A 19154-nucleotide genomic window follows, 5' to 3' on the forward strand; every position below is an offset into this window, starting at 1 on the left:
AAGCAAAGAATGTTATGAAGGCTGTTTAGTTGCTCTTCATAACATCCCATTGCTACAATAGATATACATTTCATGGAAAAAGGAGTTTATAAAGGATGAGCAAGCAACCGATGACACCATTTGAAGCAATTGGCGGTGAACAATGCATTGCAACATTAGTGGATACATTTTATTCCTATGTCAGTAAACACCCTGACTTATCTCCGATCTTCCCGGATGATTTAACAGAAACTGCTAGGAAGCAGAAACAATTTTTAACACAATATTTAGGTGGCCCTAATTTATACACTGAAGAACATGGGCATCCTATGCTAAGAGCACGCCATCTTCCGTTTGAGATTACTCCAAAACGCGCAGAAGCTTGGCTATCATGTATGGAGCAAGCAATGGATGATACAGGAGTGCACGGTCATATAAGAGAGTTTGTTTTTGAACGTTTAGCATTAACTGCTCAACATATGGTCAATACTCCAAATGAAACAGGTGAAGTGTAATGGATAAGCAGGAAGCAAAGCATATAAATATGCCTTCTCCTTCCACATGCGAGCATAAGTCTGTAGAAGCATATTTATTTATTGATCCACTTTGTAAAGATTGCTGGGATATCGAGCCATTTATTATTAAACTATGGCTTGAGTATGGGAAATACTTCTCTATTCGTCATATCGTAACAGGAAAAGTGGACGGGGCAAACGCTTCCTCACACAAATGGAATAAACCTGCTAATATTCGATTTGTGTGGGAAAAAACAACAAGTTTACAGGGTTTTTCATGTGATGGAAAAGTACATATGCAAGAGGCATCGTCAACACCGTATTTAGTTTCGATGGCAATTAAGGCGGCGGAGTTGCAAGGGCGAAAAGCAGGTTCGAAGTTTTTGCGAAAACTCCAAGAATACATTTTGCTTGAAAATGTATCAAACCCTGACTGTGAATTATTACTTACATGTGCTAAAGATAGTGGCATCGATGTAGAGGAATTTAAAAAGGACCTACACTCAGTTAGCGCAAAAAAAGCTTTCCAATGCGACCTGAAATTCACAAATGAGATGCATATTACAGAAATACCTTCCCTCCTATTTTTCCATGCAAATTCAGACGAGGAAGGTATTAAAATCACAGGAATTTATTCCTATGATGTATACGTACAGCTATTAAAAGAACTTGTAAAATGCGAGATTGAGCCAGAGCCATTACCTCCTTTAGAAGTATTACTAGAAGCAACACAATTTATTTCTTCAAAGGAAATCTCATTTATATATGACTGCCCTCAGCAAGAAATAGAGCGCGAACTAAAGAAATTACAACTAAAACGAAAAGTACAAATGATTGAAGTGAAGTGCGAGCGTTATTGGAAATGGATAGCAAAAGAAAAAGACCTGGTGTAAACACCAGGTCTTTTTCTTTACGGCTTATAAAAATATTAAAGGGGATGGGAGAAATTTTCACGTTCAAACAAAGGGGTATATGTTTGTATGTGAATTCGTTCACGCTTATTATATTACAAGATTCGACGTTAGTTGACAACCCCTTTTGTCGAATTTCACACTTTTGTCACATTCTAAACGTTTTCATTCTTGAATAAGCTATAAAAAAAGCAATTTAGGAGGTTTCCTTATGAAAAAATCTCATATTTTTCTTATCTTTCTATGTGTTATTGTTTCTTTTTTCTTGTATATCCTCTCTCTACTACAAGCTTTTCCTAAAATTATTGCCTTCCCTCTTTTATTCGGAGTTATCGTCATCGCTGTCTCTTATTTCAACTATAGAAAACGATTTAAAGGATTTTAACTACAAAAATAAGTCGTGAAAATTCCTTCTAATATAGAAAAAGTAAAGAAAATCACTTTAATTATTCGACAAATATCGACATATCATGCTTTTGAGAAAATGTTTCAAACAAAAAGACGAGGATAAAATCCCTCGTCTTTTCTCATTATTTCTCTTCAAACAATAGCGCTTCTAATTCATTTAACTTCTCTTCAAATACTTGTAATGCTTCTTTTACAGGTTCTGGCGATGCCATATCTACTCCTGCTTTTTTCAACACTTCAATTGGGTAATCAGAGCTCCCAGCTTTTAAGAATTCGTTAATGTAACGTTCTACTGCTGGTTGTCCCTCTTCTAAAATTTGTTTTGACAAAGCTGTCGCTGCACTAAATCCTGTTGCGTATTGATATACGTAATAGTTGTAATAGAAATGCGGAATACGAGACCATTCTAAACCGATTTCTTTATCGATTACTAAAGCGTCTCCGAAATATTTCTTATTTAAATCGTAGTAAATCTCCGTTAACATATCTGGCGTAACCGCATGTCCTTCTTGTACTTTTTTATGAATGATATGCTCGAACTCTGCAAACATTGTTTGACGGAATACAGTACCACGGAAGCCTTCTAAATAGTGATTTAATAAATATAGACGCTCTTTCTTATCTTCTGTCGTCTTCAATAGGTAATCATTTAGAAGCGCTTCATTACAAGTTGATGCTACTTCTGCAACGAAGATTGAATAATCACCATATACGTGCGGTTGTGTCTTCCTTGTATAGTAACTATGCACTGAATGACCAAACTCATGAGCAAGTGTAAATAAATTATTTACATTATCATGCCAGTTCATTAAAATATACGGATTTGTTCCGTATGCACCAGATGAATATGCTCCGCTTCGTTTTCCTTTATTCTCATATACATCTACCCAGCGATTTTCATATGCTTCTTTTAAAATTTCAACATATTCATCACCAAGTACATTTAAAGATTTCAATAACATTTCTTGCGCTTCTTCATACTTCACATTCATTTTCACTTCTGGTACAAGTGGTGTATATAAATCGTACATATGAAGCTCATCAAGACCTAGAGCACGCTTACGAATATCAATGTATCGATGTAGTAAGTGTAAATTATCATTTACTGATTCAATAAGTTGATCATACACCGCCTCAGGGATATTATTATTACTTAATGCAGCTTGACGTGCAGAATCGTATTTACGAACGCGTGCATTGAAATTATTACGTTTCACAGCCCCGCTTAGCGTACTTGCAAATGTGTTCTTATACTTTCCGTACGTTTCATATACAGCTTTGAATGCATCTTCGCGCACACGACGATCATCACTTTCTAAAAACTGAATGTAACGACCATGCGTTATTTCTACTTCTTCTCCATCTTCACCTTTAATAGATGGGAATTTTAAATCCGCATTATTCAACATACCAAATGTATTACTTGATGCACTCATCACTTCAGACGCTTCTGCTAACAAAGCTTCCTCAGCTTCTGATAATACGTGCGGGCGTTGACGCGTAATTTCTTCTAATGCATGTTCATATACACTTAAGTCTCTATTTTCTTTTAAGAATGATTGTAACGTATCCTCTGAAATCGATAAAATTTCAGGCACGATATAAGCTGTGCTACTAGATACTTGTGAGTATAAATTTGTTGCGCGATCATTTAATGCTTGATACACAGAGTTTGTTGTATCTTGATCGTAACGCATATGTGCATATGTATATAGCTTACCTAATCGCATTGAAATTTCATCTTCATATTGCAATGCCTCAAGCAACTTGTCCGCAGAGTCGCCAAGCTTCCCTTTAAATTCAGTTAACTTCGGTAATAGCTCTTTAATAGCTTGGAATTCTTTTTCCCATTCTGCATCTGTTTGGAAAATATCTTCTAATCGCCATGTATTTGCTTCTTCAATCTCATTGCGATTTGGTAATGATTTTACTGTATTTTGTTCAGCCATTCTTTAAGCCCTCCTTATAATATCTCTACTTAAGTACAATTCGATTTTTCTTATGTAATTCCTTCACGATCAGTCTTTATTATATCCCCTTTTCCCTCTCTCATGTTGTACTTTGTCTCAAATAGAGATAGTGCATGTGCTAAGCAAATTTCATCATATTTCATAATTTCTTCCTCTGTTTTTAACAAAATAACATCTCGTATTTTTCGATACTTATTAATACCTACTTTTATTAATACACCTACATAACATAAAAATGTCATATACTCTGCAACTGCTACCTTCCATATATGTTGTACAAAATACGGAAGTAGACGCCTCTTCGTATACTTTGCTGCATAGTTACATACGTATTGCAGAGAAATATACTCCCCTACCTTAAGCATACCTATACACTTCATATAAAGAGAAGCTTGCCATATAAATGGATTTGTTTGAAAAGCAAACGCGGATGGGAGCGGAACACCGATTTCAGAAGGAAAACTCGCTGGGGTACATTTATATTGATATAAGAGGCGAAGTAGTGACTTATGATTATAATTCCAGATAGATAAAGCATTTTGCCTAAAATGGTCCTTTTTTCTCTTCCATTCTTGTCCTAATATCTCTTTTTGGAAAGGAACGGAAGAAAAGAGCATGTCAACAGTAGTCGTACCGGTTGGTAAATAAATAGTATGTGAGAAAGAGACATTTGTAGAAAACGGAGTGATAAATGCGCATTTCATAAACGATTTTTGTTTCGGACAAAAGAAAATAAGAAATGGCTGAGGATAAGGTTGTAAGGAGAACGCCATAAGGGAGGAGAATGTCATCCAATAGGCGGATTGCTTTTTCAACTGATTTCCACCGATTATCCAGATGACTTGTATACTAGCTTGCCAATACGAATATGTTCGCTTATAAAGCTGCTCTATGGAGAGATTTGCACATTGATATTCAATCGCAATTTTTCTATCCGCTCTCTCTACATAAATATCTGGCCGTTGCTGGATTACCGGCAGGTAACGCTCTATATCTACATGAAAACCTTGACTTTTTAGCCATCTATATAACAATTCTTTACCGTGCATATGATACATAGATTCTGCTTCATAAAAGGCAAGACATGACTCCACTTTCTTATGAGCAAAATGCCACCTCTTCTGTTTTCCTAATTTCATTTGCACTTCTTTTCCGCAAGCTGTACAAAATAATTTTTCTCGTTTACGCATTTCGCGTAAAAGCTCTTCATCCCCGTTATATAATAGATGAATTTTTTCTCCGTTTTCTCTCCTTGCAATAAACATCACAATCACACCCTTTCAACTCCTTGTATTCTACAATTTACTACAAATTCCTCTCAAAAAAAGAGATGTCCTAAATTAGGACATCTCTTTCTATAATAAAGGTGATAATAACCGATACGTCGATTCAACAATCCGCCTATGAAGACGTCTCTTATGAAATCGGTCAACATGAATTTCACTGGATTCTTCTAAATCGTCTTTAAAATCTTGAACGAGCTTTCGAATGCTATCTGTGTCATATAAAAAGGCATTTACTTCAAAGTTTAAATGAAAACTTCTCATATCCATATTAGCTGTCCCAATTGACGCGAGATCAGAATCAACGATAACAACTTTACTATGAAGAAAACCTTTTTCATACTCATATATTTTTACTCCTGCATCTAATAACTCCGGAAAGTACGATCTTGATGCATAAAAGACAGTGCGCTTATCTGGCTTACTTGGCATTAACAAACGAACATCAATACCAGCAAGTGCAGCTACTTTTAATGCAGATAAAATATCATCATCTGGAATAAAGTATGGTGTTGCAATCCAAATCGATTTCCTAGCTGAAGCAATCATTGCAAAATATAAATGTTTAATTGTTTCCCATTTATTATCCGGTCCACCTCCAACAAGTTGGACTCCGCCCCAATGATCACCCTCAACTGCTTCCGCTTGTAAATATTCAGGTGCTAATACCGCCTCACCAGTCATATAAAACCAGTCTTGAAGGAAAATTAGCTGTAAACTTTGAACTGCTTCACCGCGTAAATATAAATGCGTGTCTCGCCAAAAACCGAAATATTTATCTTTCCCTAAATACTCATCACCAATATTTAATCCACCCACAAACCCTTCATTTCCATCTATAATAACGATTTTCCGGTGGTTTCGATAATTAATTTTATCGTTTAAAATTGGAAAACGCACAGGGAAAAATGGAATCATTTCTACTCCTGCATCATTCAATTCTTCAATATACGAATTTGATAATTTAAAGCTTCCAACCGCGTCGTATAAAAAACGAACGACAACGCCTTCTTTTGATTTTTTTATTAAAATATCTTTAATTTCTGTACCGAGCTTGTCATCACGCACAATGTAATACTCCATATGAATGTGGTGTTTCGCTCGATTTAACCCATCTAAAATTGCCTGAAACGTTTCGTCTCCATTTGTTAATGTTCTCGTTTCAGTTTGAAATGAAATATTTAAAGCACCCAATCGATCTGCTAAACGAAATAACAATTCTTGATGCTTATGATTTCGTAAAATCCGTTCTTCGTAATCTTCGTGTCCCTTATATTGTAAAAACGCCTGTTCATCAAGTAATGCCTTCTTTTGGAACATTCTTTTTCTGCGAAAATTTTGTCCAAATAAAAGATAGGCAAAGAAACCGAACACCGGAAAAATACCTAGTACGATTAACCACGTAAGTGTTTTAGACGGATGGCGGTTTTCTAAGAAAATAACACATCCAATTAAAAATGCGGAAACCGTAAATAAAATACTAATAATACCTAAAATCGAAACATCCTTTATCCCAATGACATCCGAATAAAATGCTACATCAATAAACATGCGTAATGAAACAAATAATGCGAACAATAGTAGAAAAAAGAAAAGTAGTTTTAACGTGTTTTTCATCTCTTACCTCCTTACTAAGAAAGCCTTCCTATTCTTCATAAAAAAAGCCGATTTCATACTATAGAAATCGGCCTACATTTTAGGAGGGAAATTGTTGCGAATTGTCTCAAGCGCACGCTCTTTCACAACCTGTTTCCCATACTCACTTACACGGTGAATCGTTAAAGTAGATTCTTCTCCATATTCTAAAACAATACTTAAAATACGATCAATTTCTTCTTCATCATGTAGCACTTCATCGAATTCCACATATACATAATAGCGGTCCTCAAATGAATGCAATTCATCTTTTATATCTTCAAAGATAAGACGATGACTTAATGAAATGACATCTTCAAAATCATTAAACTTAATTAAAAAGCCAAACGTACCATCTTCATTAAAGTTTGTTCCTACTTGTTCTTCTACCTCTTCCACTAATTCTTGCTGGAATAATGATTCGATGCCTTCATCTAGAGGAATGTCTATAATTTTGTCTACACCTATTGGTAGTTCAAGCTTTTGCCCATCCTTTGAAAGCTCCGCTTTCGTTACAAGTACTTCAATCCCTTTATCGACTGCTTGCACTTGAATCCATAACGGCCCATCGATAAAGAAATCATCATGATCACGAGCTTCGTCCATCATCTCCCAAAAGAGCTCTTCACTTCGTTCGCGATCATACCAAATTTCTTCACGGTTAAACCCTCTGTCCTCTATATCAATGTACGTAATAAAAAATTTCATCGTATGGTCATTAATTCTTTCAATATCCAAAATACAACGCTCCCTTCCTGCTTAGAATTGTTATGAAGGGATCCCCCACTCATATGACAAATCAATAGATTCTCGTACTCTCATTTTATGATAAGATTCTCCAGAAGGGAAATAAAATCGATTTATTTTACAAAAATAGTTATGTGCCTATCCTCATTCGACTGTTTATATAAAGGAAAACTTTATTCAGTATTTTTTCATCCTCCACTGATTATCAGCTCGCACCAATCGGAATAAATATACCATTATACCAATTCACTGCTCGCAAAAAATTTGGACATACATTCCCATATTCCCTCGTACACTGTAATAAAGTGAAACTTCTATTAGAGGTGATTATTTTGTCCCTGGGAGCGCGGGATCAAAACTAGACAAACTTTCTTCACCACATACATATATTTCGCTTATTAAAACATCATAAATGGAGGCAGACGAATGGACTTAGAGTTTTTAACATCTGTACTAATGATTGTCGGTATCGATGTTGTACTAGGTGGTGATAACGCAATTGTCATCGCACTAGCTAGCCGAAATTTACCTGAAGCAAAACGAAATAAAGCTATTTTGATTGGTACTATTTTAGCAATTGTGCTACGAATTCTCCTCACAATACTAGCTGTCTATTTACTTGATATCCCATTTTTACAACTCATCGGCGGAATTTTACTCACATTAATTGCGGTAAATTTACTCACTGATAATAACAACGATCTTTCTTCTATCAAAGGAAAAACAACTTTATTCCAAGCTGTGCGTACAATTGTATTCGCGGATCTCGTTATGGGGTTTGACAATGTTATTGCCATTGCAGGAGCAGCTCACGGAAGACTTTCACTCGTAATAATCGGTTTATTCATTTCTATCCCGATTATCATTTGGGGAAGCAAACTTATTTTAATACTCATGGAACGCTTTCCATTTCTCATTTATTGTGGAGCAGCAGTTCTCGCCTATACAGCAGGAAAAATGATTACACATGAAAGCAGACTTGCAACGTTTTTCCATCATAATCCTAGTTTTACCACAAGTATCCCTTATTTGTTCATTTTCACGATTTTATGCATAGGCTTTGTCGTTCAACAAGTGCGATTACGTAATGTTAAACAGTAAAAAAAAAACCTTCTACTCTATAATAGGTAGAAGGTTTTCATATTATTATAATTAATTTACAAGACGCTGTGCTTCACGTAATTGGAACGTTCTTACTGTACGTGGTAAGAAACGACGGATTTCGTCTTCGTTGTAACCTACTTGAAGGCGTTTTTCGTCAATCATAATTGGACGACGTAAAATACCTGGATAGTCACGAATCATCTTATATAAATCTTGAAGTGGTAAAGACTCTAAGTTCACATTCAATTCTTGGAAAACTTTTGAACGAGTAGAAATAATCTCATCCGTTCCGCTTTCTGTCATACGTAAAATCTCTTTAATCTCATCAATCGTTAATGGATCTGAGAAAATATTACGTTCTGTATAAGGAATATGATTTTCCTCTAGCCATAATTTCGCCTTTCTACAAGACGTACAGCTTGGAGAACTATATAATGTTACCATACAAAGCTCACTCTCCTTAAAGAGTACAAATTCTGTACTAATTACAGTTTAAATTTCTAACTTCCGCAATTTTTCGCGATAACTTGTCTTATAGCAAAGTAAAAAATCGCAATTCATGTAAGCAACAACAATTACTTTTAATAAGTAACTTCTATAATCATTATACAATAGTTTTTGCAAGAAATATACAGTGAATTTACTGCTAGTTGAGAAAAATTCTCCGTGTACTCCACTGCTATGTAACATGATTACACTCATTAAAACTGTCCTTTAACAACGATCTTCAACCCTTTTGATACTTACTTTCTACAATAATTTTCAATTGATATACAATTACAGTTTCACAATCTTCCCTATCAAAAAAAGAGCGTTTTCTTACCTTTTCCCGACAAAACAATTGAAAAATGTAAGACTCTAAAGGTTAGAAAAAAAATAAGAACACCTGTTCTTATTTTAACAAATCTCCCCGCTCATGTCTATATGCTTTCTAAAGTAAATCGAATATTTTTCTGACATTTCTTTCTTTTTTACCATTTATCTCATACAATAAAAATATAGACAGGCAAGGGGGAATTTGCATATGATCGCTTTTTTTACTGATTTTATCATTGTTGCTACCCTCATCATCGGAATAACAGCATTGATTGGTGTCATTACAAATAGCATCGGTGAAAAACTCTTTGGTGGGAAAGAAAAAATGAAGTTTGTTAACAAAAGTTTAGATATACAATCTGGCTGGAACCAAGTTGGCGGAAAAGGCATTTATAAAAAACGTACGTACTAAAAAAAGCAGGTAATCACCTGCTTTTTTTGTTATTTTCCTACTGATGCCCATTTGAAGCTTACTTCCCCACCATACTTATGGTTGTACATGTCTTTAATTGTTTCTCTTTGTAAATATGCTCTACCACGTTGATATACTGGAACAATCGCGGCGTCATCAAGTAACATTTTTTCCGCGTCTAATAAATTTTTCCAGCGAGCATTTACGTCGCTTCCATCTTTCTTCGCTTTCATAATAATCTCATCGTACTTCGGATTAGAATAATTCATTTTATTCTGTGCTCCGTCAGTTACGAACATATCAAGATATGTAACTGGATCTGGGAAGTCTGCACTCCATCCAGAGAATGACATTACATAGTCACCCGCATCTTCTAATTTTAGTTTTTGCGCGAATGGCTGCTGTTTAATTTTCACTGTTAAACCTGGTAAATTCTTTTCTAACTCACCTTTTAAATATTCACCAGTTTTCTTCGATAATTCCACGTCTTCATTTAACATCTCTAATTCGATTTCATTTTTACCAAGTTCTTTTTTACCAGCTTCCCAATACTTTTTCGCTTCTTTCACATTCGGTTTTACAATATCTCCATTTTCAGCACGGAAATCTTTGTTATCCGGCCCTTTAATGAAGTTATCTGGAATTAATCCAGTCGCTGGCTTAGAACCGTTATTTAATAACGTATCAACGAATGGTTTACGGTCAAAACCAAGTGAAATTGCTTTACGAATATTTTTATTTGCTAAAGCTGGGTCTTTTTGATTTAAGCGAAGGAAGAATACAGATGTATCTTCTACCGTTTTGAAATCTGGTTTTCCTTTATATTTATCGATGAACTCTGCTAATAACGTCGCTCGATCGACTGCGTTTGTTTCATATAAATTAATTGGCGTAGACGTATCTTTTACAATATTAAAGTTTACTTCCTCAAGCTTCACTTCTTTATTGTCCCAATACGATGGGCTCTTTGTCATTTTGAAGCTACGTTCATGTTGCCAATCACTTAATGTAAATGGTCCGTTATAAAGTGTTGTATTTGCTTCTAAACCAAACTTCGTTCCTTGCTCTTTCACATACTTTTCATTAACAGGATAGAAGATCGGATAGACCATTAAATCAACAAGATATGGAATAGAATTATCTAATTCTACTTCTAATGTATGATCATCAATCGCTTTCACGCCTAATTGGTCTGGACTCATCTCTTTTTTATTAATTTTCTCAGCATTTTTTATATCGTACATAATGTACGCCGATTTCGCAGCTGTATCTGGATTAATTGCTCTTTGCCATCCATATACGAAATCTTTCGCTGTTACAGGTTCACCATTTGACCATTTTGCATCTTCACGTAATTTAAATGTATATTTTTTACCGTCTTCTGACTTTTTGAATTCTTTCGCTACACCTGGAACTAACTTATCATCTTTTCCAAGACGGTATAGTCCTTCCATCGTGTTGTTCATTACTTTCGAAGAAACTGCATCAGCTGACAAAGCTGGATCCATCGTTGGAATTTCTTGTGTTTCAATTAAGTTTATAACTTGCTTCGCACCGCTTTTCCCGCTATCCCCTTTTGCGTTCGCTTGCGGCTCATCTTTTTGATAACTACACGCCCCTAAAATCATGCTCATTGCTACCGTTGATAATACAAAAACCGGCATCTTTTTCTTCATATTTCCACCCTCCACAAAAATGTTAGCCCTTTCATTTTCAAACAGAAAGAAATGTATATATGTTCTAATAATTCATATTATACACATAAATATATTCTTTGTATATTTATATTTCTATTTTATTAAAATTTTCTGTTAACACTTAGTATATTTGTAAACGTTTCATACTGCCTTTTTATTGAACTAAAGTGTTAAAAATACCAAATTTTATACTTTTCTAAATTATCAGAGAAAAACAAATTTTATATTCTATAATATCTTTCGTATAATTATTCTTCCTTTCCTGTCATAAAATGAAGGTTTATTCATATTGAAAATATGTAGGCTAAAATAAGTGCAAAGGATATGAAAGTGTGTTACGATACACTTTGCTAAAAATAGATATCGGTAAAGAGGGGACGGACATGACAGCAATTCGCTCAAAAAACGGGCCAACAGAGAAATTGAGTTTATTCTTATTAACATGGCCTATTTTTCTAGAAGTTTTTCTTTTTATGCTGATGGGGATCGCTGATACTTTCATGTTAAGTGCATTATCAGACGATGCTGTATCTGGGGTTGGTGCAGCGAATCAATACCTTCATATCGCGATTTTAGTACTAGAAGTCATCGGGAATGGCGCTGCTATCGTTGTATCCCAATACCTCGGTTCTAAACGCTTTATGGAAGCATCAAAAATATCAGCATTAGCAGTAACATTAAACTTAGGAGTCGGGCTCGTTATAAGCGCCGGTTTTCTTTTATTCTCAAAACATATGATGATAGCAATGAACTTACAAGGCGATGTATTAACGTACGCGCAAAGCTATTTATCCATCGTCGGAGGAGCCATTTTCCTTCAAGCTATTATTAACTCATTAGCCGCAATTATCCGTGTACACGGTTTTACAAAGCAAGCAATGTTTATTTCACTTGGAATGAATATTATTCATATCGCTGGAAACTACGTACTTATTTTCGGGAAATTCGGTTTCCCTGAACTTGGTGTGCAAGGGGCAGCTATTTCTTCCGCAGTCAGCCGGTTAATCGCACTTATCGTTTTCTTCTGGTTACTGTACCGCGTTATGGAATACCGCGTGAAATTACAATATTATTTCACTTTATCAAAAGAATACGTTGGTAAAATTTTAAAAATTGGCATTCCATCTGCATTTGAACAAGTCATGTATCAAGCTTGCCAAATTGTCTTCCTATATTACGCAACATACTTAGGAACGGAATCATTGGCAGCAAGACAATACGCTACTAACATTTCCATGTTCACTTATTTATTCGCTATTGCTATCGGTATGGGAACAGCTATTATCGTTGGACGCCTAGTTGGCGGGAATGAAAAAGATGAAGCTTACACACGCGTATGGAAAAGTGTACAATGGGCGATTGGTGTAACTTTATTTATGGTCATTCTCGTTGTTACATTCCGCACACAATTAATGGGACTATTTACGGATAATCCCCATATTATCTCTCTAGGGGCAAGCGTTCTTTTACTAAGTGTACTACTTGAAACAGGACGGACGATGAACATCGTCATCATTAATTCACTTCGTGCAGCTGGCGATGCAAAATATCCGGTTTTAATCGGCGCATTCTCCATGGTGTTAATGAGCTTACCACTCGGTTACTTTTTCGCCTTCCATTTAGATATGGGGCTCGTTGGTATTTGGCTAGCGATTGCCATCGATGAATGGACGCGGGCAATTATTATGTTCTTCCGATGGAGAAGTAGAGCGTGGGAAAATTATGCACTTGTTAAACCAAATGAGCAAGAAGAAAGTGTTTCTGTTCATGCACAGTAACACTTGTTTGATCAAGTTGTAGTTATTAGTGAATGAAATTTATATCGGCGATTTTTTCAATATATCGACTTACCGACAATGTTGACAACTCATTTATATAGTAGAAAAAAGCCACCCTTCCTTAATGGAAGAATGGCTTTTTTATTATTGATAGATTTCTTTATATTTCTTATACTCTGCTTCAGAACATAGTACGAAATGTCCTGGGCGAATTTCGCGCATTGTTGGCACTTCACTACCATAATCATGCTGAGATGGATCGTATACGATACGTTTACGGTTGCGCTCATAATCTGGATCTGGAAGTGGAATTGCTGATAGTAGTGATTTTGTATATGGATGCATTGGATTCTCATATAACTCTTCACTTGTTGTCAGCTCAACGATTTGACCACGGTACATTACACCGATGCGATCACTAATGTATTTTACCATCGATAAATCATGGGCGATGAATAAGTACGTTAAACCTTTTTCTCTTTGTAACTGTTTCAGTAAGTTTACAACTTGCGCCTGAATCGATACGTCAAGTGCTGAGATTGGCTCATCAGCAATGATGAATTCAGGTTCTACAGCTAGCGCACGAGCGATACCGATACGTTGACGTTGTCCGCCTGAGAATTCATGCGGGAAACGGTTCGCGTGCTCTTTATTTAAACCAACTGTATTTAAAAGCTCGTGAACACGGTCCATACGCTCTTTTTTGCCTTTTGCTAGTCCGTGAATATCAATACCTTCTGCGATAATATCCCCTACTGTCATACGAGGATTTAATGATGCATATGGATCTTGGAAAATCATTTGCATTTTACGGTTGAACTTCTTAAGTTCTGCGCGTGATTTTTTACCATGTACATTTTCACCATCGAACAACACTTCACCGGCAGTTGCATCGTATAAACGAATGATCGTTCTTCCAGTTGTTGACTTACCACAACCAGATTCTCCTACAAGTCCAAATGTTTCACCGCGGTAAATATCAAATGAAATATCATTAACTGCTTTAACAACACCACCACTCACATCAAAGTGTTGTTTCACATTTTTTACTTCAATTAATTTCTCACGTTGTTTAGTCATGTTGTTCACCTGCTTTCATTTGAAGAATACGTTTTTCAACAACTGCTGGTGGTTTTACTTCTGGCGCTTGCTCATGAAGTAACCACGTTGCCGCATAATGTGTATCGCTTACTTTAAATAAAGGTGGTTCCATTTCAAAATCAATTTTCAGCGCCTGCGGGTTACGTGGTGCAAAAGCATCACCCTTTGGCGGTTTTAATAAGTCAGGAGGCGTTCCAGGAATCGCATATAGTTCGTCCTCTGAACCATCTAAGCTTGGCATAGATGCGATTAAGCCCCATGTGTATGGATGTTTTGGATTGTAGAAAATTTCATCAACAGTTCCAATTTCAACAACTTTACCAGCGTACATAACCGCAACTCGGTCTGCAACGTTTGCCACTACACCTAAGTCATGCGTAATGAAAATGATTGCTGCTTCTGTTTTTTGCTGAATGTCCTTCATAAGTTCTAAAATTTGCGCCTGAATTGTAACGTCTAACGCTGTTGTCGGCTCATCGGCAATTAATAATTTCGGATTACAAGCTAACGCCATCGCAATAACTACACGTTGTCTCATACCACCTGAGAATTGGTGAGGATATTGTTTTAAGCGTGCTTCTGGATTTGGAATACCTACAAGGTCGATTAATTCTAAAGCAACTTTACGTGCATCTGCTTTACTCATTCCTTGGTGTTTAATAAGACCTTCCATAATCTGATTACCAATTGTCATCGTTGGATTTAACGATGTCATTGGATCTTGGAAAATCATCGCAATATCTTTACCGCGTACTTGCTGCATTTCTTTTTCTGTTAGTTTCGTTAAGTCACGACCTTCAAATACGATTTCACCGTTTTTAATACGTCCTGGAGGATTCGGAATTAATCCCATTAACGCTTTAGAAGTAACTGATTTACCAGAACCAGATTCTCCTACAATCGCTAATGTTTCTCCTTTTTTTAAATCAAAAGTAACGCCGCGTACAGCTTGTACTTCACCTGCATGTGTATCAAAGGAGACTTGCAAATCTTTTACCTCTAGCAATGTTTTCATTTTTACTTCTCCCCTCTTTTACTTACGCATTTTTGGATCTAACGCGTCGCGTAATCCGTCTGCCATTAAGTTGAATGCTAAGATTAACATACTGATGACAACCGCTGGGATGAACATCATATGTGGATACGTTTGAATTGATTTATAACCATCGTTTACAAGAGAACCAAGTGATGCGAATGGTGGCTGAATGCCTAGTCCGATGAAGCTTAAGAATGCTTCACCAAATACCGCTGTTGGAATTGTAAACATTGTCATTACGATAATCGGTCCCATTACGTTCGGAATTAAGTGCTTCACAATTAACTGTGTATTCGTTGCCCCTAATGTACGAGATGCTAATACATATTCTTGATTTTTTAATTTTAGGATCTGTCCACGAACGATACGCGACATCCCTATCCAACCTGTAATTGCCATCGCGAGTGTAATCGACCAAATACCTGATCCCATAATGATTACCATTAAAATAACGATGATTAAGTATGGAATACCGTTAATAATCTCCATAATACGTTGCATAATATTATCTACTCTGCCGCCATAGAAGGCTGAAATACCTCCGTATGCAACCCCAATTACTAAGTCAATCGCTGCTGCTAAAAGAGCGATATATAATGATACTCGTGTACCTTCCCATGTTCTTGTCCATAAATCACGGCCAAGATCATCTGTACCAAACCAGAAGTACTCTTTAATATCACGTTTTTCATATTGGTCAACACCATATTGATCTGTACCATCAAATGGTAGCCAATGAACATTTTCAATCACTGGAATTTTCGGTGGCATTTTCGCACGACCTAAATCCTGCTCTTTATAAGAATGCTTACTTACCATCGGTCCTATAATTGCTAGTAGTACAATAAGCATTAATAATACGAAACCAAACATTGCACCTTTATGTTGGAACAAACGTCTTCTTACATCTTGCCAAAACGTTAAGCTTGGACGGGCAATGACTTCATTATCAACATTACTTTGATTGGCTGGTTGAAATAAATCTGGAGATAATTTTTGTACATCTTTCATCATTTTTTCCCTCCCGCTAAACGAATACGAGGATCAATAATTCCGTATAAAATATCGACAATGAAAATAACTAAGATGAAGATCGCACTATAGAAAATTGTAGTTCCCATAATAACTGTATAGTCATTCACTGTAATCGATTTAACGAATTGTTCCCCAAGTCCAGGTACAGCGTAAATTTGCTCAATAACTAGTGTCCCTGTAATTAATCCTGCAACCATTGGTCCTAAAATTGTTACAACTGGAATTAATGCGTTACGCAGTGCGTGCTTGATAATGATAACGCCTTGGCTAATTCCTTTCGCTTTCGCTGTTAAAATGTAGTCAGCTTGCATAACCTCAATTAACTCTGCACGAGCGAAACGTGCGATTGTTGCGATAACTGCCATCGATAAGGCAATTGTAGGCATTACTGTAAACTCCGGTCCTTTCCAGAATGCTACTGGGAACCAACCAAGTTTTACCCCTACGAAATATTGTAGTAATGCGGCGAATACGAATGATGGTACCGACATCCCGAGTACGGAAATAATTGTCGCCCCATAATCGACCCACGTATTGTTACGAAGTGCCGCAACGATTCCTAAAATTAAACCGATAAATGTTCCTAATATAATTGCTTGCAAACCAAGTTGTGCTGATGGTCCAATACGATCCACAATCATATCTGTTACTGGGCGGTTATCATATTGGAATGATACCCCTAAATCACCTTTTGCTAAGTTACCTAAGTAACGTGCATATTGAACTGGTACTGGATCATTTAATCCATATTTTTCAAGAATGATTTCTTTTTGTGCCGGTGATAGCTTCTCCTGGTTTTTAAGCGGAGAACCCGGAAGTAATTTCATCAAAAAGAAAGTCAGTGTAGTAATTAAAAATAATGTCAAAGCCATGTACACGAAACGTTTTAATACATAACGTCCCATAGTCAAGCACCTCCCCGTTTTTCTCAAAAGCAATAAGATAGTTTGAAATATTCTTACTTTTATTTTTTTAAAATAAGAGCACATGCCCATCATAGGCATATACCCTTATTCATGATGGAAACCATTTTTAGTTTTTGAGTTCAACCCACTTATAGCTAAATTCTCCGCCGTATTTATGTTCTAATAGGCCTGTAATTGAACTACGTTGTAAATATGCCTTTCCAGGTTGATATACTGGAGCAATCGCTGCATCTTCAAGCAGTTGTTGTTCTGCTTTTAATAGAGCATCCCAACGAGCTTGTACATCTACTTCTGTTTTGGCTTTCTTAATTAGTGCATCATAAGCTGGATTTGCGTAATTCACTTTATTTTGTGAATTGCCTGTTGTATACATTTCAAGGAATGACATTGGATCCATATAATCTGGACTCCATCCCGCATATGACATCGCATAATCTCCACTTGCTTCAAGTTTTAATTTTTGTGCAAATGGCTGCATTTTTGTTGAAACTGTTAAACCTGGTAAGTTCTTTTCGAATTGTCCCTTTAAATACTCTCCGATTTTTTTGGCATCATCAGTATCAAAGTTTAATAACTCTAACTCTACTTTGTCTACACCAAGTTCTTTTTTACCAGCTTCCCAATATTTTTGAGCTTCTTTAACATCCTCTTTTATAAGCTTTCCGTTCTCTTCACGGAAGTCTTTTCCGTTAGGTCCTTTTGCCAAACCCTTCGGAACAAAACCATACATTCCTTCTGAACCATCGTTTAAGATAACTTTCCCGATATTTTCACGTTCAAAGGACATCGCAATTGCTTTTCGGATATTTTTATTTGCTAAAAATTTATTTTTTTCATTTAAACGAATGAATTGTGTAGATGGTCTCTTAATTGTTTTAAAATCAGCATCTGATTTGTATTTATCTACAAACTCTGATGTTAATACTACACGATCAATCGCTTTTGTTTCATATAAATTTATAGCCGTTGAACGATCCTTAACAATATTGAAGTTTATTTCCTCAAGTTTTACTTCTTTATTTTCCCAATACGTCGGGTTCTTCGTCAATTTGAAACTTTGTTCATGCTTCCATTCATTTAATACGAATGGTCCATTGTAAAGTGTCGTATTGGATTCTAATCCGAATTTATCTCCTTGTTCTTTTACAAACTTCTCATTCAAAGGATAAAATGTTGGATAGACTGTTAAACTTACAAAATAAGGAACAGGGTTGTCTAATTCCACTTCAAATGTGTGATCATCAATGGCCTTTACACCAAGTTCTTCAACTGGTAACTCTTTTTTGTTAATTTTCTCCGCATTTTTAACATCAAATAGTATGTAAGCAAACTTGGCACCCGTATTTGAATCTATAGCTCTTCTCCAAGAATAAACGAAGTCTTTAGCTGTTACAGGTTCACCATTCGACCATTTCGCATCTTCACGTAATTTAAATACATACTTTTTACCATCTTCTGATTTCTCATAAGATTTAGCGACTCCCGGAACAAGTTTATCGTCTTTCCCCAGACGATACAATCCTTCCATTGTGTTATTCATAATGTTAGAAGATGCTGCATCCGTTGATAACGTCGTATCCATTGTTGGTATCTCAGCAGTTTCTGTTAGATTCAATACTTGCTTATTGGAAGTACTGGATCCTTTCGCGCTTGCCTTATTATCATCTTTTTGATAACTACAGGCTCCTAGCACACTTACTGTCAACGTCGATGCAAGCAATAGCGGTATCTTTTTCTTCATGTTGTATTGCCTCCCCTAATTGCACTTCCTGTACCCTCACTTGTAAAAAAGTAGAATTGA

General features: G+C 36.0%; 18 protein-coding genes. 6 read left to right on the forward strand and 12 right to left on the reverse strand.

Annotation, left to right across the window (positions count from 1 at the left end; translation table 11 throughout):
- The first annotated feature begins 95 nt into the window (after positions 1 to 95).
- The 3 genes from QCI75_RS20875 to QCI75_RS20885 all read left to right on the forward strand — a co-directional run bounded on the left by QCI75_RS20875 (position 96) and on the right by QCI75_RS20885 (position 1790).
- On the forward strand, positions 96 to 494 hold the full coding sequence (locus tag QCI75_RS20875; protein WP_098778105.1) for a globin domain-containing protein: 399 nt from the start codon (positions 96 to 98) through the stop codon (positions 492 to 494).
- Positions 494 to 1387, forward strand: a complete 894-nt coding sequence (locus tag QCI75_RS20880; protein ID WP_098778104.1) for a ClpXP adapter SpxH family protein — start codon at positions 494 to 496, stop codon at positions 1385 to 1387. The genes QCI75_RS20875 and QCI75_RS20880 overlap by 1 nt, the downstream gene beginning before the upstream one ends.
- Before the next feature lie 229 nt (positions 1388 to 1616).
- Positions 1617 to 1790, forward strand: a complete 174-nt coding sequence (locus QCI75_RS20885) for a hypothetical protein (RefSeq protein WP_000748141.1) — start codon at positions 1617 to 1619, stop codon at positions 1788 to 1790.
- A 145-nt stretch (positions 1791 to 1935) separates the two neighbouring features.
- Here the strand turns inward: QCI75_RS20885 and pepF are convergent, their stop codons facing one another.
- From pepF to mecA, 4 genes are all read right to left on the reverse strand, one after another.
- Positions 1936 to 3762, reverse strand: coding sequence for an oligoendopeptidase F (pepF, locus tag QCI75_RS20890; RefSeq protein WP_144504141.1), 1827 nt, complete (start codon positions 3760 to 3762; stop codon positions 1936 to 1938).
- A 50-nt stretch (positions 3763 to 3812) separates the two neighbouring features.
- A complete protein-coding gene (locus tag QCI75_RS20895; RefSeq protein ID WP_353761563.1) occupies positions 3813 to 5048 on the reverse strand; it encodes a competence protein CoiA in 1236 nt (411 codons plus the stop codon).
- Between the two features lie 90 nt (positions 5049 to 5138).
- Positions 5139 to 6683, reverse strand: coding sequence for a cardiolipin synthase (locus QCI75_RS20900; protein WP_098778100.1), 1545 nt, complete (start codon positions 6681 to 6683; stop codon positions 5139 to 5141).
- Positions 6684 to 6755: 72 nt separating this feature from the next.
- Complete coding sequence (gene mecA / locus QCI75_RS20905) at positions 6756 to 7439, reverse strand: adaptor protein MecA (protein WP_002011351.1); 684 nt, start codon at positions 7437 to 7439, stop codon at positions 6756 to 6758.
- A gap of 435 nt (positions 7440 to 7874) precedes the next feature.
- On the opposite strand from mecA, the gene QCI75_RS20910 reads away from it, so the two are divergent.
- Positions 7875 to 8549: a TerC family protein gene (locus QCI75_RS20910; RefSeq protein ID WP_144504139.1), complete on the forward strand. Its 675-nt coding sequence runs from the start codon at positions 7875 to 7877 to the stop codon at positions 8547 to 8549.
- 51 nt (positions 8550 to 8600) lie between these two features.
- On the opposite strand, the gene spx is transcribed toward QCI75_RS20910, so the two are convergent.
- Entirely contained in the window at positions 8601 to 8996 is a 396-nt protein-coding gene (gene spx, locus QCI75_RS20915) for a transcriptional regulator Spx (RefSeq protein WP_002011348.1), read from the reverse strand.
- A gap of 48 nt (positions 8997 to 9044) precedes the next feature.
- On the reverse strand, positions 9045 to 9254 hold the full coding sequence (locus QCI75_RS20920) for a hypothetical protein (RefSeq protein ID WP_078180016.1): 210 nt from the start codon (positions 9252 to 9254) through the stop codon (positions 9045 to 9047).
- A 322-nt stretch (positions 9255 to 9576) separates the two neighbouring features.
- Between QCI75_RS20920 and QCI75_RS20925 the strand changes: the two genes are divergently transcribed.
- Positions 9577 to 9780 carry a hypothetical protein gene (locus tag QCI75_RS20925; RefSeq protein WP_144504137.1) on the forward strand — a complete coding sequence of 68 codons (204 nt, stop codon included), beginning with the start codon at positions 9577 to 9579 and terminating at the stop codon, positions 9778 to 9780.
- 29 nt (positions 9781 to 9809) lie between these two features.
- Here the strand turns inward: QCI75_RS20925 and QCI75_RS20930 are convergent, their stop codons facing one another.
- A complete protein-coding gene (locus QCI75_RS20930) occupies positions 9810 to 11456 on the reverse strand; it encodes a peptide ABC transporter substrate-binding protein (protein ID WP_144504135.1) in 1647 nt (548 codons plus the stop codon).
- A 353-nt stretch (positions 11457 to 11809) separates the two neighbouring features.
- On the opposite strand from QCI75_RS20930, the gene QCI75_RS20935 reads away from it, so the two are divergent.
- Positions 11810 to 13255 (forward strand): MATE family efflux transporter, encoded by a 1446-nt coding sequence (locus QCI75_RS20935; protein WP_353761106.1) that lies wholly within the window; start codon positions 11810 to 11812, stop codon positions 13253 to 13255.
- 144 nt (positions 13256 to 13399) lie between these two features.
- Here QCI75_RS20935 and QCI75_RS20940 read toward each other — a convergent pair whose 3' ends face one another.
- From QCI75_RS20940 to QCI75_RS20960, 5 genes are all read right to left on the reverse strand, one after another.
- Positions 13400 to 14335 carry an ABC transporter ATP-binding protein gene (locus tag QCI75_RS20940; protein ID WP_070141281.1) on the reverse strand — a complete coding sequence of 312 codons (936 nt, stop codon included), beginning with the start codon at positions 14333 to 14335 and terminating at the stop codon, positions 13400 to 13402.
- Positions 14328 to 15371, reverse strand: coding sequence for an ABC transporter ATP-binding protein (locus tag QCI75_RS20945; protein ID WP_000854345.1), 1044 nt, complete (start codon positions 15369 to 15371; stop codon positions 14328 to 14330). The genes QCI75_RS20940 and QCI75_RS20945 overlap by 8 nt, the downstream gene beginning before the upstream one ends.
- Before the next feature lie 18 nt (positions 15372 to 15389).
- On the reverse strand, positions 15390 to 16406 hold the full coding sequence (gene opp3C / locus QCI75_RS20950; protein ID WP_070141280.1) for an oligopeptide ABC transporter permease: 1017 nt from the start codon (positions 16404 to 16406) through the stop codon (positions 15390 to 15392).
- On the reverse strand, positions 16403 to 17332 hold the full coding sequence (gene opp3b, locus QCI75_RS20955; protein ID WP_000534165.1) for an oligopeptide ABC transporter permease: 930 nt from the start codon (positions 17330 to 17332) through the stop codon (positions 16403 to 16405). The genes opp3C and opp3b overlap by 4 nt, the downstream gene beginning before the upstream one ends.
- Positions 17333 to 17459: 127 nt before the next feature.
- Positions 17460 to 19094, reverse strand: coding sequence for a peptide ABC transporter substrate-binding protein (locus QCI75_RS20960; protein ID WP_002158890.1), 1635 nt, complete (start codon positions 19092 to 19094; stop codon positions 17460 to 17462).
- Positions 19095 to 19154: the final 60 nt, after the last annotated feature.

Source organism: Bacillus cereus group sp. RP43 (genome assembly GCF_040459645.1).
Taxonomy (GTDB): domain Bacteria; phylum Bacillota; class Bacilli; order Bacillales; family Bacillaceae_G; genus Bacillus_A; species Bacillus_A mycoides_C.

What these genes read in the sequence shown, in the direction of transcription:
- QCI75_RS20880 (WP_098778104.1), top strand. Translation starts at nt 494, where the DNA reads ATGGATAAGCAGGAAGCAAAGCATATAAATATGCCTTCTCCTTCCACA.
- QCI75_RS20930 (WP_144504135.1), bottom strand. Translation starts at nt 11,456, where the DNA reads ATGAAGAAAAAGATGCCGGTTTTTGTATTATCAACGGTAGCAATGAGC.
- QCI75_RS20920 (WP_078180016.1), bottom strand. Translation starts at nt 9,254, where the DNA reads ATGAGTGTAATCATGTTACATAGCAGTGGAGTACACGGAGAATTTTTC.
- QCI75_RS20945 (WP_000854345.1), bottom strand. Translation starts at nt 15,371, where the DNA reads ATGAAAACATTGCTAGAGGTAAAAGATTTGCAAGTCTCCTTTGATACA.
- QCI75_RS20895 (WP_353761563.1), bottom strand. Translation starts at nt 5,048, where the DNA reads ATGTTTATTGCAAGGAGAGAAAACGGAGAAAAAATTCATCTATTATAT.
- QCI75_RS20885 (WP_000748141.1), top strand. Translation starts at nt 1,617, where the DNA reads ATGAAAAAATCTCATATTTTTCTTATCTTTCTATGTGTTATTGTTTCT.
- QCI75_RS20940 (WP_070141281.1), bottom strand. Translation starts at nt 14,335, where the DNA reads ATGACTAAACAACGTGAGAAATTAATTGAAGTAAAAAATGTGAAACAA.
- pepF (WP_144504141.1), bottom strand. Translation starts at nt 3,762, where the DNA reads ATGGCTGAACAAAATACAGTAAAATCATTACCAAATCGCAATGAGATT.
- QCI75_RS20900 (WP_098778100.1), bottom strand. Translation starts at nt 6,683, where the DNA reads ATGAAAAACACGTTAAAACTACTTTTCTTTTTTCTACTATTGTTCGCA.
- QCI75_RS20960 (WP_002158890.1), bottom strand. Translation starts at nt 19,094, where the DNA reads ATGAAGAAAAAGATACCGCTATTGCTTGCATCGACGTTGACAGTAAGT.
- spx (WP_002011348.1), bottom strand. Translation starts at nt 8,996, where the DNA reads ATGGTAACATTATATAGTTCTCCAAGCTGTACGTCTTGTAGAAAGGCG.
- opp3b (WP_000534165.1), bottom strand. Translation starts at nt 17,332, where the DNA reads ATGGGACGTTATGTATTAAAACGTTTCGTGTACATGGCTTTGACATTA.
- QCI75_RS20910 (WP_144504139.1), top strand. Translation starts at nt 7,875, where the DNA reads ATGGACTTAGAGTTTTTAACATCTGTACTAATGATTGTCGGTATCGAT.
- opp3C (WP_070141280.1), bottom strand. Translation starts at nt 16,406, where the DNA reads ATGATGAAAGATGTACAAAAATTATCTCCAGATTTATTTCAACCAGCC.
- QCI75_RS20875 (WP_098778105.1), top strand. Translation starts at nt 96, where the DNA reads ATGAGCAAGCAACCGATGACACCATTTGAAGCAATTGGCGGTGAACAA.
- QCI75_RS20925 (WP_144504137.1), top strand. Translation starts at nt 9,577, where the DNA reads ATGATCGCTTTTTTTACTGATTTTATCATTGTTGCTACCCTCATCATC.